The sequence below is a fragment of the Bradyrhizobium sp. SZCCT0231 genome (assembly GCF_018130245.1).
Classification (GTDB): Bacteria; Pseudomonadota; Alphaproteobacteria; order Rhizobiales; family Xanthobacteraceae; genus Bradyrhizobium; species Bradyrhizobium japonicum_F.
In genome coordinates this window covers 84,488-99,223 of the sequence record NZ_JAFCKP010000007.1, presented here as the reverse complement: position 1 = coordinate 99,223, position 14,736 = coordinate 84,488, and the positions used below count along the sequence as shown (strand labels likewise).

Annotated in this window: 14 protein-coding genes; 9 read left to right on the top strand and 5 right to left on the bottom strand. The window is 62.7% G+C overall.

The window, feature by feature from the left end; genetic code table 11:
- The first annotated feature begins 105 nt into the window (after positions 1 to 105).
- From JQ566_RS34615 to JQ566_RS18645, 4 genes are read left to right on the top strand one after another with little or no spacing between them, the layout of a single operon-like run.
- Complete coding sequence (locus JQ566_RS34615; RefSeq protein WP_249139559.1) at positions 106 to 279, top strand: hypothetical protein; 174 nt, start codon at positions 106 to 108, stop codon at positions 277 to 279.
- Positions 280 to 675 (top strand): VOC family protein, encoded by a 396-nt coding sequence (locus JQ566_RS18655; RefSeq protein ID WP_212374297.1) that lies wholly within the window; start codon positions 280 to 282, stop codon positions 673 to 675.
- Positions 676 to 720: 45 nt separating this feature from the next.
- Positions 721 to 1,269: a gluconate 2-dehydrogenase subunit 3 family protein gene (locus JQ566_RS18650; RefSeq protein WP_212374295.1), complete on the top strand. Its 549-nt coding sequence runs from the start codon at positions 721 to 723 to the stop codon at positions 1,267 to 1,269.
- Between the two features lie 27 nt (positions 1,270 to 1,296).
- Positions 1,297 to 2,865 carry a GMC family oxidoreductase gene (locus tag JQ566_RS18645; RefSeq protein WP_212374293.1) on the top strand — a complete coding sequence of 523 codons (1,569 nt, stop codon included), beginning with the start codon at positions 1,297 to 1,299 and terminating at the stop codon, positions 2,863 to 2,865.
- Positions 2,866 to 3,093: 228 nt separating this feature from the next.
- Here JQ566_RS18645 and JQ566_RS18640 read toward each other — a convergent pair whose 3' ends face one another.
- On the bottom strand, positions 3,094 to 3,411 hold the full coding sequence (locus tag JQ566_RS18640) for a ribbon-helix-helix domain-containing protein (RefSeq protein WP_212374291.1): 318 nt from the start codon (positions 3,409 to 3,411) through the stop codon (positions 3,094 to 3,096).
- A 241-nt stretch (positions 3,412 to 3,652) separates the two neighbouring features.
- Here JQ566_RS18640 and mutL point away from each other — a divergent pair, with 241 nt between their 5' ends.
- Complete coding sequence (mutL, locus tag JQ566_RS18635) at positions 3,653 to 5,467, top strand: DNA mismatch repair endonuclease MutL (protein WP_212374289.1); 1,815 nt, start codon at positions 3,653 to 3,655, stop codon at positions 5,465 to 5,467.
- 118 nt (positions 5,468 to 5,585) lie between these two features.
- Here the strand turns inward: mutL and rsmD are convergent, their stop codons facing one another.
- Both rsmD and JQ566_RS18625 read right to left on the bottom strand, forming a co-directional pair.
- Complete coding sequence (gene rsmD, locus JQ566_RS18630; protein WP_211414245.1) at positions 5,586 to 6,140, bottom strand: 16S rRNA (guanine(966)-N(2))-methyltransferase RsmD; 555 nt, start codon at positions 6,138 to 6,140, stop codon at positions 5,586 to 5,588.
- Between the two features lie 2 nt (positions 6,141 to 6,142).
- The gene (locus tag JQ566_RS18625; RefSeq protein ID WP_212374287.1) at positions 6,143 to 8,170 is read right to left on the bottom strand and encodes a pseudouridine synthase; all 2,028 of its coding nucleotides are present in this window, start codon (positions 8,168 to 8,170) and stop codon (positions 6,143 to 6,145) included.
- 119 nt (positions 8,171 to 8,289) lie between these two features.
- Here JQ566_RS18625 and JQ566_RS18620 point away from each other — a divergent pair, with 119 nt between their 5' ends.
- The gene (locus JQ566_RS18620) at positions 8,290 to 8,748 is read left to right on the top strand and encodes a nucleoside deaminase (protein WP_212374606.1); all 459 of its coding nucleotides are present in this window, start codon (positions 8,290 to 8,292) and stop codon (positions 8,746 to 8,748) included.
- A 144-nt stretch (positions 8,749 to 8,892) separates the two neighbouring features.
- Here JQ566_RS18620 and JQ566_RS18615 read toward each other — a convergent pair whose 3' ends face one another.
- On the bottom strand, positions 8,893 to 9,795 hold the full coding sequence (locus tag JQ566_RS18615) for an alpha/beta fold hydrolase (protein ID WP_212374285.1): 903 nt from the start codon (positions 9,793 to 9,795) through the stop codon (positions 8,893 to 8,895).
- Positions 9,796 to 10,014: 219 nt separating this feature from the next.
- A complete protein-coding gene (gene purD, locus JQ566_RS18610) occupies positions 10,015 to 11,298 on the bottom strand; it encodes a phosphoribosylamine--glycine ligase (protein ID WP_212374283.1) in 1,284 nt (427 codons plus the stop codon).
- 407 nt (positions 11,299 to 11,705) lie between these two features.
- Here purD and JQ566_RS18605 point away from each other — a divergent pair, with 407 nt between their 5' ends.
- The 3 genes from JQ566_RS18605 to JQ566_RS18595 all read left to right on the top strand — a co-directional run bounded on the left by JQ566_RS18605 (position 11,706) and on the right by JQ566_RS18595 (position 14,590).
- A complete protein-coding gene (locus JQ566_RS18605; protein WP_212374281.1) occupies positions 11,706 to 12,134 on the top strand; it encodes a hypothetical protein in 429 nt (142 codons plus the stop codon).
- Positions 12,131 to 12,691 (top strand): endonuclease domain-containing protein, encoded by a 561-nt coding sequence (locus JQ566_RS18600; RefSeq protein ID WP_212374279.1) that lies wholly within the window; start codon positions 12,131 to 12,133, stop codon positions 12,689 to 12,691. Before JQ566_RS18605 ends, JQ566_RS18600 begins: the two co-directional genes overlap by 4 nt.
- Positions 12,692 to 12,811: 120 nt before the next feature.
- Complete coding sequence (locus tag JQ566_RS18595) at positions 12,812 to 14,590, top strand: NACHT domain-containing protein (protein ID WP_212374278.1); 1,779 nt, start codon at positions 12,812 to 12,814, stop codon at positions 14,588 to 14,590.
- The last annotated feature ends 146 nt before the right edge of the window (positions 14,591 to 14,736 follow it).

Below are 14,736 nucleotides of genomic sequence, written 5' to 3'. Positions count from 1 at the left end.
ACACGCCACAAGCATCTCCGCGCGCAGCGAAACAGCCCGCTACTACCATCGCATGTTTGACCGCGCCTAGTGTTTGCGCACGTTGATGTTGATGGGCGGATGGAGATGCGCGGATTCTTGGCGATGCGCGTGGTCGTGCTGGGATTGTGCACCGCGATGGTGCTGGTGGTGCGGGTTGCCGACGCGCAGATGCCGTTGCCGGCCGCAAGGCCGTCGGATGGTGCCGCCAAGCCGGAGACGCGCGCCGCCATCATCACCTACCTCAAGGAGCAGAACTGAATGGCCAAGCCCGTCCACTCCATGATCCGCGTGCGCGACGAGGCGCGATCGCTCGACTTCTACAGGCGCGCCTTCGGCCTGGAAGTCGCCGACCACCTGAAATTCGCGGATTTCGCCCTGATCTATCTGCGTCACCCCTCCTCACCTTTCGAGGTCGAGCTGACGGTGAATTTCGATCGCAAGGAGCCGTATGCGCTCGGCGACGGCTACGGCCATCTCGCCGTGGTGGTCGAGGATCTCGATGCCGAGCATGCCCGCTTCGAGCGCGAGAAGCTCGCACCGGGCCCCTTACGCGATTTCAAGCATGACGGCAAAACGCTGGCGCGCTTCTTCTTCGTCAGCGATCCCGACGGCTACAAGATCGAGGTGATCCAGCGGGGCGGACGCTTCGGCTGAACACATCACAAAAATCCAAATCATAAAAATCCACGGAGGAATGCCATGAGAGAAGTCGATCGTCGAAGCAAGCACAGCCGCCGCGTCTTTCTCAAGGGCGCGGCGACCGCCGTGCCGGTCGTAACAGTTGCGACCAGCGTCGGTGTCGGCATCGACGGCGCCTGGGCCGAAGAGACGAGCGCGCTCTCGCCTGCGACGATGAAGACGCTGCTGAAGGTCGCGCGTGACATCTATCCGCACGATGTGCTCGGCGACAGCTATTACATCACCGCGATCAAGCCGTGGGACGGCAAGGCGGCGAAGGATCCCGCGGTCAAAGCGCTGATCAGCGACGGCATCAGCCGGCTCGATCAGAACGCCCGTGACCGCCACAAGGTGCCTTATGTCGAGGTGCCCTGGGAAGCCGACCGCGTGGTGCTCTTGAAGGAGATCGAGCAGAGCGACTTCTTCCAGAAGGTGCGCGGCGATCTCGTCGTCTCGCTCTACAACCAGAAAGAGGTCTGGCCGCGGTTCGGCTACGAGGGCTCCTCCGCCGAGCATGGCGGCTACATCAACCGCGGCTTCGCCGACATCGACTGGCTGCCGAAGGCTTAACGCACCCAACGGTTCAGGAGAACGCATATGGCAAAATTCGATCTGAACGATTCCAGCGTTGTGGTGATCGTCGGCTCCGGTGCCGGCGGCGGCACGCTGGGCAACGAGCTCGCGCAGAAGGGCGTCAAGGTGGTCATTCTCGAAGCAGGTCCCCGCATCGAAAACCACGACTTCGTCAACGACGAGTGGGAGAGTTTTTCCCAGCTCGCCTGGACCGATGCGCGCACCACGTCGGGGACATGGCGCGTCGCCAAGGATTTTTCCGGCCTGCCTGCGTGGATCGTCAAGGCCGTCGGCGGCTCGACCACACACTGGGCCGGCGCCTCGCTACGCTTCGACGAGCACGAGTTCAAGGTGAAGAGCACTTACGGCAACATTCCCGGCGCGAACCTCCTGGACTGGCCGGTCACGCTTGCCGAGATGGAGCCGTGGTACGCCAAGGCCGAGAACAAGATGGGCGTGACTCGCACCAACGGCATTCCCGGACTTCCCGGCAACAATAACTTCAAGGTGCTGGAAGCCGGCGCGAAGAAGCTCGGCTACAAGACCGTGCACACCGGCAACATGGCCATCAACAGCCAGCCGCGCGACGGACGCGGCTCCTGCCAGCAGATCGGGTTCTGCTTCCAGGGCTGCAAATCCGGCGCGAAATGGTCGACGCTCTACACCGAGATCCCCAAGGGCGAGGCGACCGGCAATCTCGAAGTGCGGCCAAGCAGCATGGCGGTCAAGATCGAGCATGACGCCGGCGGCAAGGTCACCGGCGTCGTCTACGCCAACGAGCAAGGTGCGATGCAGCGCCAGAAGGCGCGCATCGTTGCAGTCGCCGGCAATTCGATCGAGAGTCCGCGGCTGCTGCTCAACAGCGCCTCCACGATGTTCCCCGACGGCCTGGCTAACTCCAGCGGCCAGGTCGGCCGCAACTACATGCGCCACATGACCGGGAGCGTCTATGCCGTGTTCGAGAAGTCGGTGCACATGTATCGCGGCACCACCATGGCCGGCATCATCCGCGATGAAGCCGTCAACAACCCGAAGCGCGGCTTCGTCGGCGGCTACGAGATGGAGACGCTGTCGATCGGCCTGCCCTTCATGGCGGCGTTCCTCAACCCCGGCGCCTGGGGCCGCTCGTTCACGTCAGCGCTCGACGGTTATCCCAGGATGGCCGGCATGTGGCTGGTCGGCGAGGACATGCCGCAGGAGACCAACCGCATCACGCTCGACCCCGTCGTGAAGGACAAGTTCGGTCAACCGGTCGCGAGCGTGCATTTCGACGACCATCCCAACGACGTCGCGATGCGCGCGCATGCCTACAAGCAGGGCGCCGCGGTCTACGACGCCGTCGGCGCCACCGTGACCTATCCGACGCCGCCCTATCCGAGCACGCACAATCTCGGCACCAACAGAATGAGCGAGAAGCCGAGGGATGGCGTGGTCAACAAGTTCGGGCAGAGCCACGACATCAAGAACCTGTTCGTCTCGGACGGCAGCCAGTTCACCAGCGGCGCGGCCTGCAACCCGACGCTGACCATCGTCGCGCTGGCGATCCGGCAGGCGGATTACATTGCGGGGGCGATGCAGAAGAAGGAGATTTGAGGCCCCGATAGGCAAACCGCTCTCTCCCCCGTCATTGCGAGCGAAGCGAAGCAATCCAGACTGCCGACGCGGAAAGATTCTGGATTGCTTCGTCGCATCAGCGCAAAATTGCTACGCAATTTTGTCGCGAGCTCCTCGCAATGACGATGTGGAGGGAGTCGCGTAGCCCGGATGGAGCGAAAGCGTAATCCGGGGCTCCATCCGGGCTACGCACCTTTGTTGGAAGAGCTACTCGGCCGCGTCCAGAATGGGCGCCACCGTGGCTTTGAACTCCTGCACCGGCGCCATGCTCCTCGAGCGGTAGATCAAACACGAGCAGCGCAAGAGCGAGGCGAAATTGTTGACCTCGCCGTGATGGTCGAGCACCTCGTTGTAGAGCGTGGTCAGGAACTTGCCGAGGCTCATGCCCTCCTTGGCCGCGATCTCCTCCAGCGTGTCCCAGAACGCCATTTCCAGCCGGATCGAGGTGCAGTGCCCGCCGATCCGCAAGGATCGGGTCTGGGATTCGTAGTCGCGTTGGGGCTGGTGCGCGAAGAGATGGCACATGGCGTCCTCCCGTCCTGTTGCCATTTTTTCACGATGCTACACCGCGGCCCGGGCCCCCACAATCACGACGGTAGCTGGAAGTCGCTTCATCCGGCTTGCGCGATTTTCTCGAACGCCCAATGTCTTCAATGTGATAGGCATCCCTCTTCCCCAGGCCGCGACGCGGCTGTTGCCCAACACATGCTTTTGACGCAACACGGCCTAGAATAGCGCCGTCAGCGAATCCCAGATCGAAAGCCTCATGCCCGTCCGTCAATTGCCAGAACAGGTCGTCAACCGCATCGCCGCCGGCGAGGTGGTGGAGCGTCCGGCGAGCGTGGTCAAGGAACTCGTCGAGAACGCCATTGATGCCGGCGCGAGCCGGATCGACGTCTTCACCGATGGCGGCGGGCGGCGGCGAATCGGCATCACCGACGACGGCAGCGGCATGACCGCGAAGGATCTCGCGCTCGCCGTGGAGCGCCACGCCACGTCCAAGCTCGACGACGAGGATCTGCTGCAGATCCGCACCCTCGGCTTCCGCGGCGAGGCCCTGCCCTCGATCGGCTCGGTGGCGCGGCTCTCCATCACCACGCGACATGCCAGCGAGCCGCACGCCTGGGCGCTGTCGGTCGAAGCCGGCGAGAAGTCCGGGATCATGCCGGCGGCGCTGGCGCATGGCACGCGCGTCGAGGTTGGCGACCTCTTCTATGCGACGCCGGCACGGCTGAAATTCTTGAAGACCGACCGCACCGAGGCGGAGGCGATCCGCGAGGTGGTGCGCCGTCTCGCCATGGCACGGCCCGACATCGCCTTCACGCTCGCCGGAGAGGAGCGCGCGCCGGTGACCTGGGCGGCCGCCCTGCCCGGCGCCGCCGGCCGCCTGACGCGGCTCGGCGATATCCTGGGCGCGGAATTCCGCAGCCACGCCATCGAGGTCCATGCCGAGCGCGAGGGCATTGTCGTGTCCGGCTATGCCGCGGCGCCGGCGCTGACCAAGGCCAACGCGCTCGGGCAATATCTCTTCGTCAACGGCCGACCGGTACGCGACAAGCTGATCCTCGGCGCCGTGCGTGCGGCCTATTCCGACTATCTGCCGCGCGACCGTCATCCGGTGCTGGCGCTGTTCGTCACGCTCGACCCGCGCGAGGTCGACGCCAACGTGCATCCGGCCAAGACCGAGGTGCGCTTCCGCAATGCAGGTCTCGTGCGCGCCCTGATCGTGCACGGATTGAAGGAGGCGCTGGCACGCGAGGGCCGGCGCACCGCCGCCAACAGCGGCGAGAGCGCATTGTCCTCGTTCCGGCCGGCGTTCTCGCCGCCGCGTCCGGCAGGCTGGGACTGGCGCGCCTCGCCATCCGCCCCGGTCGCGCCGATGCCGTCCTTCGAAGGCGCCGCCGCGCCGGCCTTCGCCGAGCGGGCGCAGGCCGCCTTCGACGTCGGCGCGCCCAGCGCTGACGTGCGGATCGAGACGCAGCCGGTGGCTGACCTCGTCGACCGCCCGCTCGGCGCGGCGCGCACGCAGATCCACGAGACCTACATCGTCTCGCAGACCCGCGACGGCCTGATCATCGTCGACCAGCACGCCGCGCATGAGCGCATCGTCTACGAGCGGCTGAAGGCCTCGCTCGCTGCCAACGGCGTGCAGCGGCAGATCCTTTTGATCCCCGAGATCGTCGAGATGGACGAGGCCACGGTGGAGCGCCTGCTGGAGCGCAGCGAGGAGCTGGCGTCATTCGGCCTTGCCATCGAATCCTTCGGCCCCGGCGCCGTCGCCGTGCGCGAGACGCCGTCGCTGCTCGGCAAGACCAATGCTGGCGGCCTCTTGCGCGATCTCTCCGAGCACATGGCCGAGTGGGACGAGGCGCTTCCGCTCGAACGGCGTTTGATGCACGTCGCCGCCACCATGGCCTGCCACGGCTCGGTGCGTGCCGGCCGCAGGCTGCGGCCGGAAGAGATGAACGCCCTGCTGCGCGAGATGGAGGACACCCCGAACTCGGGCCAGTGCAATCACGGCCGGCCGACCTATGTCGAGCTGAAGCTGAGCGATGTGGAGAAGCTGTTCGGGCGGCGGTGAGTGGCGCTCCTGTAGGGTGGGCAAAGGCGCGCGCTCTTCGCGCGCGTGCCCACCATGTATCCGCGTACTCGACATCGATGGTGGGCACGCTTCGCTTTGCCCACCCTACGCAGTGACGCTACGGCCTCTTCAAGAACACGAACTCCGTGTCGTCATACGCGCGCCGCTCCAATTCCTCGAACCCCTCGGGCGTCACGAACTGCGCGGCCTTCGCTTCTTCCACCACCAGCAGCGCACCCGGCGTCAGCCAGCCGCCGTCGCGCAAGCTCGCGAGCGCCTTCTCCGCGAAACCCTTGCCATAGGGCGGATCGAGGAACACCAGCGAGAACGGCTCGACGGGATGCGCGGGGCCGAGATCGGTCGCGTCGCGGCGATAGACTTTTGTCACGCCGCCGAGGCCGAGCGACTCGACGTTGTTGCGCAGCAGCGCCCGCGCCTCGGCGCCATTGTCGACGAACAGCGTGAACTTGGCGCCGCGTGACGAGGCCTCGATGCCGAGCGCGCCGGTGCCGGCGAAGAGATCGAGCACGCGCGCATCCGCAATCGGATCGTCGTAAGCATGGACGAGGATGTTGAACACGGACTCGCGCAACCGGTCCGCCGTGGGGCGGATGTCGCGCGAGGACGGTGAGGCCAGATTGCGCCCCTTCAACCTGCCGCCGACGACGCGCAAAGCTAGTCCTCCCGCGGCGTCAGGTCGCGCTTGCCGTGATAGCCGCGCTTGGGACGGCGCGGCGGGCCGTAGCCGTTCGCGTCCATCTCGTTGCGCTCGCGCGCCTCCTCGCTGCCGGTGCGCTGCACCAGCACGCGGCGGCCCTTGCGGTCGTTGATCACGGCGCGCTTGCTGGCGGGCTTCTTCTCGCTCGGCGCGTCGTCGACGCGCGAAGATGATTTCTGCGCTACGTCGAACTGCGCGCCCGACTTCTCGATCACCTTGTCGCCGAGTTGCTCGCGCAGCACGCGCGAGCGGATCTCCTCGACCTGGCCTTCGGGAACCTCGCCGAGCTGGAACGGGCCGTAGGAGACGCGGATCAGCCGGTTCACCTCGAGCCCGAGATGGGCGCAGACGTTGCGCACCTCGCGGTTCTTGCCTTCGCGGATCGCGAACACCAGCCAGACATTGGCGCCCTGGTCGCGCTCCAGCGTCGCTTCGATCGGACCGTATTTGACGCCCTCGACCTCGATGCCGCTCTTCAATTCGTCGAGCTGCGCCTGGGTGACGTCGCCATGGGCGCGGACGCGGTAGCGGCGCAGCCAGCCGGTGTCGGGCAGCTCGAGCGTGCGCGCGAGCCCGCCGTCATTGGTGAGCAGCAGCAGGCCCTCGGTGTTGAAGTCGAGCCGGCCGACGCTGATCAGGCGCGGCAGCCCTTCGGGCAGATTGTCGAACACGGTCGGACGCCCCTCGGGGTCGTCATGCGTCGTCATCAGCCCGCGCGGCTTGTGGTAGAGGAACAGCCGCGTGCGCTCGCGCTCCGGCAACGGCTTGCCGTCGACCAGAACGACGTCGTTCTTGGTGACGTCGAGCGCCGGCGAGTTGATCACCCTTCCGTTGACGGTGACGCGGCCCTGCGTGACCATCTCCTCGGCGTCGCGGCGCGAAGCAAGGCCTGCGCGCGCCAGCACCTTGGCGATACGCTCGCCGGCCTTCTTCGGCTTCGGCGCGTCCTCGCGGCGCGGCCGGCCCTCGAAACCGCGCTCGCGATAGGCGCCGCGGCCGCCGAAGGCGGGACGCTTCTCGAAGATCCTGCTGTCGTCCTCGTTCTCGCGCCGCGGACGATCGCGAAAGCGGCCCTCGCTGCGCGGGTGCTCGTGCCAATCGGAACGGCCTTCCGGCCGCTCGCGCGGACGATCGAATTTCGAACGGTCGCGGAACGGACGATCACCCGACGGCCGATCATCGCGCGAGCGCGAAAAGCGCGGACGGTCTTCGCTGCCGCCACCTTCGCTGCGGTGGTCACGCTTTTGCCAGGGCTTATCCTCGCCGCGGTCGCGGCTGCCAAAATCCTTGCGCGGCCCGCGATCCGGCCCGCCACGCGAAAACTTCCGGTCCTCGAATTTGCGTTCGGGGCGCTCGCCGCGAGGCGCGCGATCACCGCGATCAAAATTCGGGCGGTCACCACGCGGCTTGAAGCTGCGCTCGCTACGATCCTCGCGCGGTCCGCGATCCCCACGGTCGCGTTCGCGATCCGGCCCTCCCCGCGAAAACTTCCGCTCGCCGTCGAACTTGCGTTCCGGACGATCGCCACGCGGCGAATACGGCCGCTTGTCACCGAATTTCTTGTCGCCTGACCGGCCGGCGGGGCGGGACTCGTCGCGATCCCGGCTGCGCGGCGGACGGTCGTCACGGCCATAGGACGGGCGATCACCACGCGGCTTGAAGGACCGCTTCTCGCCATCACGCGAAGAGCGATCGGAAAACGGCCGGTCGCCGCGCGGCTTGAAGCTGCGCTCACCACGGCCCTCGCTGCCGCGATCGTCGCGCTTGAAGCGCGGACGGTCGGAAAAATCGCGGCGCGGGGCATCGCCCTCCTCGCGGCGACGGAAGGGGCGGCCCTCGCGGGGCGGGCTTCTGTCGCGGTCGCCTTTGGCCTCGAAGCCGCGCTTGGCGAATTTCTTCTCGGGCCCACGCGGCTTGCCGCTACGGCCCTTGGCCGGGCCTCGCCGGCCGCGGGAGTCGTTGTCTTTGTCGCTGTCGCGAGGCATGAATGATCTCACTTAGGGGTGGCGCGATGAGCATTGTGCGCGCTCGTTCCGAGCCGCATGCTCAGGCAAAATCGGTATCCACTCTTGCTGAAGGCGGAGCTAGTAGCAGGTTTCTGGCGATGATACGAGGCATGAAAGCCCCTTCTTTCATGGATTTGGCGCTTCTGGCGGCCGAAAATGCCGGAAAATCGGGCGAAGTTCCGATCGGATGCGTGGTGGTCCGCGATCACGAGGTCATCGCCACCGCCGCCAACCGGACGCTGACCGACCATGACCCCACCGCCCATGCCGAAATTGTCGCGCTGCGCGAGGCGGCGAAAAAGATCGGCAGCGAGCGCCTCGTCGACTGCGACCTCTACGTGACGCTGGAGCCCTGCACCATGTGTGCGGGCGCGATCTCCTTTGCAAGGGTCCGCCGGCTCTATTACGGCGCCGCCGACCCCAAGGGCGGCGCGGTGGAATCAGGCGTGCGGTTCTTTGCTTCCCCAACCTGCCACCACGCGCCGGACGTCTATTCCAGCGTCGGCGAGAGCGAGGCGGCGCGGCTGCTCAAGGAGTTTTTTCGGGAACGGCGGTAGGTCAACGCACTCCGCTGTCATGCCCCGCGAAGGCGGGGCATCCAGTACGCCGCGGCTTCTCGGTTCAATCACTGCCGTCACGGAGTACTGGATCGCCCGGTCAAGCCGGGCGATGACAGTTGAATGCTTGGCGGACAGCGAGGCTCAAGCCAAGAAGAACTCGCGCAACGCCTTCGCGGTCACATCCGGGTTCTCCTCCGTGAGGAAGTGCCCCGAATCCACCGGCATGCCGTCGACGTTCGTGGCCCATTGCTTCCACGTGTCGAGCGGCGTCGCGGCGGCCTGCGCGACGCCGGCATTGCCCCACAGCGCCAGCATCGGGATCGTGATCTTCTTGCCGGCCTCGAAATCAGCCTTGTCGAGGTCGTAGTCGAAATAGGCGCCGGCGCGGTAGTCCTCGCACATCGCGTGCACCCGGGCGGGATCGCGGAACGGGGCGATGTAGTGTTCGAGCGCGCGCTTGTCGATCGCGTCCAGCGTCTTCGACTTGGTCTGGCTCGCCATCTTGAAGCGCAGGAAGAACTCGCCATTGCCCGAGATCAGCGTTTCCGGCAACGGCGCGGGCTGGGCCAGGAAGGTCCAGTGATAGATCTTCAGCGCATAGGCGCGGTTCATCCGCTCCCAGTAATTGTAGGTCGGCAGGATATCGAGCACGGCGAGCTTCGACAGCCGGCCGGGATGGTCGAGCGCCAACCGATACGACACACGGCCGCCGCGGTCGTGGCCGGCCAGCGCGAAATGCACGTGGCCGAGCCGCTCCATCGCCTCGACCATGGCCTTCGCCATCGCGCGCTTGCTGTAGGGCATGTGCAGCGCATCGCTCGCGGGCATGTCGGACCAGCCGTAGCCCGGCAGGTCGGCGATGATCAGCGTGAAATGGTCGGCCAGCTGCGGCGCCACCTGGTGCCACATCACATGCGTCTCGGAGAAGCCGTGCAGGAGCAGCAGCGGCGGGCCCTTGCCGCCGACGCGGGCGAAGATGCGGCCGAACGAGGTGTCGATCCACTCGGAGGCGAAGCCCGGATAGAGGTCGGCGAGGTCGGACATCTTTCTGCATCCTTGTCTGGTCAGTCCCGGAGCCAGCCCCGACACAACAAAATGTCGAAAACAACCCCATGCACAGTAGCGGTATTATCTGCGGGGCTGTTAACCCCAACAGCCCATTGTACATTTCTGGAATGTCGATGTGGCGACGCGGTGGCGCAAACGTCGAGATTCCGGATCGGCGCGTTTGCGCGTCGTCCGGAAGCACGAACTCAAGTCTTGTCAGCTCCTGGCCTTCTCCGCCTCCACCGCCTGCCAGCCGATGTCGCGGCGGCAGAAGCCTTCGGGCCAGACGATGCGGTCGACGGCCTGGTAGGCGCGGCTCTGCGCTTCCGTCACGGTCTTGCCGAGCGCGCAGACATTGAGCACGCGGCCGCCATTGGCGAGGATGGCGCCGTCCTTCGCCACCGTGCCGGCGTGGAAGATCTCGACGCTCTCGACCTTGGCGGCCTCCTCCAACCCCTGGATGCGCGTGCCCTTCTGGTAGTCGCCGGGATAGCCCTTCGCGGCCATCACCACGGTGAGCGCGGATTCCGGATGCCAGCGCAGATCGAAATGCTTCAACTCCCCATCACAGGCCGCAAGCAAGGCCGGCACGATGTCCGACATCATGCGCAACATCAGCACCTGGCACTCGGGATCGCCGAAGCGGACGTTGAACTCGAACAGTTTCGGGCCCTGCGTCGTCAGCATGATCCCGGCATAGAGCACGCCGCGGAACGGCGTGCCGCGCTGCTTCATGCCTGATACCGTCGGCAGGATGATCTTCGCCATGATCGCGTCGTGGATCCCTGGCGTCACCAGCGGCGTCGGCGAGTAGGCGCCCATGCCGCCGGTGTTCGGGCCGACGTCGTGGTCGAACACGCGCTTGTGGTCCTGGGCGGAGGCCAGCGGGATCGCCGTCTCGCCGTCGCACAGCGCAAAGAAGCTGATCTCGCGGCCGGGCAGGAACTCCTCGATCACGACCTCGGTGCCGGCCTCGCCGAAGGCGCCCTCGAACATCATGGCGATGGCGTCCTCGGCCTCGCGCACGGTCTTGGCGACGACGACGCCCTTGCCCGCGGCAAGGCCGTCGGCCTTGACCACGATCGGCGCGCCCTGGCTCTGCACATAGGCGCGCGCGTCGTCGGGATTGGTGAATCGCTCATAGGCACCGGTCGGAATGCCGAACTCGGTGCACAGCGCCTTGGTGAAACCCTTGGAGCTTTCGAGCTGGGCAGCCACCTTGCTCGGGCCGAACGCCTTGATGCCGGCAGCGGCGAGATCGTCGACAATGCCGGCCGCGAGCGGCGTCTCCGGCCCGACCACCACGAGCTCGACCGCGTTCTTCTTGCAGAAGTCGATCACGGCGGCATGGTCGGCGACATCGAGCGCCACGCATTCCGCCTCCCTGGCGATGCCGGCATTGCCGGGCGCGCACCAGAATTTGGTCACCAGGGGAGAGGCTGCGATCTTCCACGCCAGGGCATGTTCGCGGCCGCCGGAACCGAGCAGGAGAATGTGCATCGAAGGCTCAGAATGAGGGGTTTTGCTGGGGCGGAGGTCGCACGAATCGGGGCGGGTGTGAAGGGGGGGCCGGCGCCGAACTCCCGTCATTCCGGGGCGCCGCTTAGGCGCGAGCCCGGAGTTCGTCGGGCCGCGCCATGCGCATACTGGTCAACGATACTCAGGAATTTACCTCCGCCTTCGGCCAGCGCTTCCCCAAACCCCAATCCACCACGTGCGTCCAATTCTAAGGTGCAAGCGGCGCTGTGGAGAATTGGCTGTGATTTCAAGAATAAATCGCTTGACCGATAAGCAAATGAATTCACGACTGATTCTGGGGTTGTTTAGTTCTCAGAAGTTCACGAATCTGTTCCTATCCCCACGTTGTGCGCGTGTTGAGTTGGTTCCGAACCTATGGGGCCTGCTTCATGGAAATGATTTCCAAAGTCGCGGAGAAGGCGAAGGACATCGCATTCTTTCGTGAACTTGCTGCCCGGTTGCAGCAACTCCCCGACAACGACTGGACGGAATGGGAATGGGAATGGCTTGGGGTGATGGCCCGCAAGTCGGATGCCTATGCGCCAAGTGACAGAGAGCGCCTGAAGCTCGCTGAGATTTATTCGTACTCGGAATCGTTCGCCGGTTACGACGGTCTGAGCGTGGTGAGGATGGTTTGCATTTGCCATCGTTATCACCTCGATTTCCCCGAGGAAGATAGCGAGTTCGTCGTTGATCTACATTGCCGCCAAGCTCGGACCGTACGCAAGCGTCAGTTGCGTCGCCTCGTCAGGCTATGTGCTGAGAGCGGCGAGGGTACCACGTCGGCTTGGACTTACCTCAACGCGGAGCCTGCATGAACATGGAGCACTTCGATAGTGGTGAAACTGACGAACTGACCGCGACAAGCTTCAAGCCGTTCTCAGCATGTCTTGCTGAAGCGGTCGATTTTGCAGCTATGGCACGAGAGATTGGGCCGGGTTGCGATTCCCCAATTGAGGTCTCGCTTGGTGTAAGGATTAGGAAGGCGTTGCGCGTCATAGGCGACGAGACTTTGACGTGCCAGCCTCGGTATTTTCTTGATCGGTATATTTATGATCTAGCGATTTCTCGCAAAGGGCGGCCGTTTCCCATGATCATCGTTGAGTGTGACGGCAAGGACTTCCACAGCAGCCCTGAGCAGCGCCAGAACGATGCTAAGAAGAACAAGCTGGCTGCATCGAAGGGGATCGTGCTCCTTCGCTTCACAGGCTCTGAGATACACTGTGCGCCAAACGATTGCCTCGCGAAGATATTGCAGACGATGCGCTTTATGCGACCAGCCCAGCTGACGCAAGCACAATGCGACTTGCTCGACGCCGCAGGCATCAAACGTCATCCTCCCCTTCGCACCTATGAACCCGATTGGCAGGCTTGAGAATATCCAAAGGGCTGACCCAAAGAATAATTACGAATTACGCTCACAGTGAACAAAACTCCAAAGCCCTGCCCCCTGTTCGTGCTGCGCAAAAGAGGGTTCTGAAAAGAGAGCATGTAAATGGCATCTGAGTACGGAGTCGATACAACAAAAATTTCAACCCAAGTCGCGCAACGCGCGATTGATCGTATTTTGGACTTTGCAGAAGCAAAAGTGAAAGAGAGGTGGGCGAAACACAAAAATAAAGACAAGGCGTTGTTTGCTAGTTATATCCAGGTCCAGTCTCAGCGATGCTCGCTAGTACGAACACTGATCTATGACGTGCAAAGCTCCAATCTTTCGGATACCTATGTCCCGCTTGATGTTCGTCGATTGTCAGGAATCGGCCGAGCTAGCAGATTTGATCATCTAAACTCCGACGAGATCATCAATTTGCTTCAAGCGGAAACTGCCACGAACAAAGGTGATCGAACTACAATTGCAGTTGCTCTGTCCGCACCCGCGGGGGCAGGAAAGACATTTTTTCTAAAACACCTTTACCTCAAGCTAGCCGCCTCGGCGGCCTCAAAAATTCCCATCTTCTTCGAGGCTCGCGATCTTAACAGACTTCCACTTACTGACTTTGCGGGCATCATCACGACCGCCTTCAAAAGCTCCGGGCAGGAATTGTCGCGCGAACAAGCTCTCGATGGTCTCAAGTCTGGGATTTTCTCAATCTTTATCGATGGCTTTGATGAATTGCGTGTGTCTCACGAGACGCATTATGCAGCCGTTTTAGAGCAAGGTTGTCGAGACTACCAATTGTGCCCTCTTGTTGTCTCCGGGCGCCCCAGTGGTTCACTGCGCGTTTTAGAGCTTTTTGAGACATTCGAGTTACTTCCACTGAAACCTGATGGCTCAGCTGAGCTAGTTAGCAAGCTTCCATTCGATGAGAAAGTGAGGGATTCGTTTATTGCGCTTATGCGAAAGGAGCTATTTAAGTCGCACGCGGAGTTTTTGGAATTGCCTTTGCTGTGCGTAGTAATGCTACTGACGTACGCGGATGCGGGGCGAATATCAAATAAACGTCACGAATTCTACGAAGACGCATTCAATGCCTTGTGGAGCAAACACGACGCTCGTAAGCAGGCTGGCTATGAACGCGAAAAACATACGAGGCTTGAGAAAAGCGATTTCGTGACTCTGCTTTCCGCCTTCTGTGCGTCAAGCTATGTAAGCGAACATTTCTCCATGAGGGAATCGGAGCTAGAGTTTCATTTAGCAAAAGCGAAGAAGCTGACAGATTTGAAGGCAAGGCCCGAAGATTTCCTACGAGACATGACAAGCGCGACAAGCTTATTGATATTGGAGGGCAATGCCTATCGATTTGCTCACCGCTCGTTCCAGGAATACTTTTGCGCATTATACGTTCTGAGTTTAAGCGACAACGATTTCGCAAATGGAATTTTTGCGATATCGAGTCGATACGAAACGGACTCAGTCCTGGATTTTGTGCGGTCAATGAATACCGAGCGCTTCGAGACAGCTTGGGTCATTCCGGTATTGGGGGGCGTGATGCCCAGGCTTGAGCGCGGGCAAACAACATTCCAAACTTATCGCAGCCTAATTCGAAGCAAAGCCGGAACGCTTCTTAGAATAATTCGCTACCTCTATGAAATGAAGCCTTCGAGCGATGAGGTGCTCGGCGCTGTCGAAGCTTGGGGTGATATGAAGCTGACCAATAGAGACCGTTCGTCCGAGAAGAGCCCTCATTGGCAGACGTTCATGAAGGATGCCTCTAATTTTATCTCGCTGTTGGACAGGCTTACAAAGAAGTACAGCGCAAGAGTCGACATGCGGGAGGCTCTATTTAAAGGTGAGTATACCTCTTTAAAGTCAATCGCCAAAAAGGACGAGTGATGGTGGTTGACCGCCACTGCCATTTTTTTCGCTACTCACCTCCGCGTTCCCGCTTGAAAACACTACACTACGGTGACGGTGCACTAGATTCCAAACCCACAGCACTGATTGGCATGGTTTGGTGCACTGTAGTCTTTGAGGTTCAC

What these genes read in the sequence shown, in the direction of transcription:
- JQ566_RS18615 (WP_212374285.1), bottom strand. Translation starts at nt 9,795, where the DNA reads ATGTCCGACCTCGCCGACCTCTATCCGGGCTTCGCCTCCGAGTGGATC.
- JQ566_RS18605 (WP_212374281.1), top strand. Translation starts at nt 11,706, where the DNA reads ATGGAAATGATTTCCAAAGTCGCGGAGAAGGCGAAGGACATCGCATTC.
- purD (WP_212374283.1), bottom strand. Translation starts at nt 11,298, where the DNA reads ATGCACATTCTCCTGCTCGGTTCCGGCGGCCGCGAACATGCCCTGGCG.
- JQ566_RS18645 (WP_212374293.1), top strand. Translation starts at nt 1,297, where the DNA reads ATGGCAAAATTCGATCTGAACGATTCCAGCGTTGTGGTGATCGTCGGC.
- JQ566_RS18620 (WP_212374606.1), top strand. Translation starts at nt 8,290, where the DNA reads ATGATACGAGGCATGAAAGCCCCTTCTTTCATGGATTTGGCGCTTCTG.
- mutL (WP_212374289.1), top strand. Translation starts at nt 3,653, where the DNA reads ATGCCCGTCCGTCAATTGCCAGAACAGGTCGTCAACCGCATCGCCGCC.
- JQ566_RS18650 (WP_212374295.1), top strand. Translation starts at nt 721, where the DNA reads ATGAGAGAAGTCGATCGTCGAAGCAAGCACAGCCGCCGCGTCTTTCTC.
- JQ566_RS18640 (WP_212374291.1), bottom strand. Translation starts at nt 3,411, where the DNA reads ATGTGCCATCTCTTCGCGCACCAGCCCCAACGCGACTACGAATCCCAG.
- JQ566_RS18625 (WP_212374287.1), bottom strand. Translation starts at nt 8,170, where the DNA reads ATGCCTCGCGACAGCGACAAAGACAACGACTCCCGCGGCCGGCGAGGC.
- JQ566_RS18595 (WP_212374278.1), top strand. Translation starts at nt 12,812, where the DNA reads ATGGCATCTGAGTACGGAGTCGATACAACAAAAATTTCAACCCAAGTC.
- JQ566_RS18655 (WP_212374297.1), top strand. Translation starts at nt 280, where the DNA reads ATGGCCAAGCCCGTCCACTCCATGATCCGCGTGCGCGACGAGGCGCGA.
- JQ566_RS18600 (WP_212374279.1), top strand. Translation starts at nt 12,131, where the DNA reads ATGAACATGGAGCACTTCGATAGTGGTGAAACTGACGAACTGACCGCG.
- JQ566_RS34615 (WP_249139559.1), top strand. Translation starts at nt 106, where the DNA reads ATGCGCGGATTCTTGGCGATGCGCGTGGTCGTGCTGGGATTGTGCACC.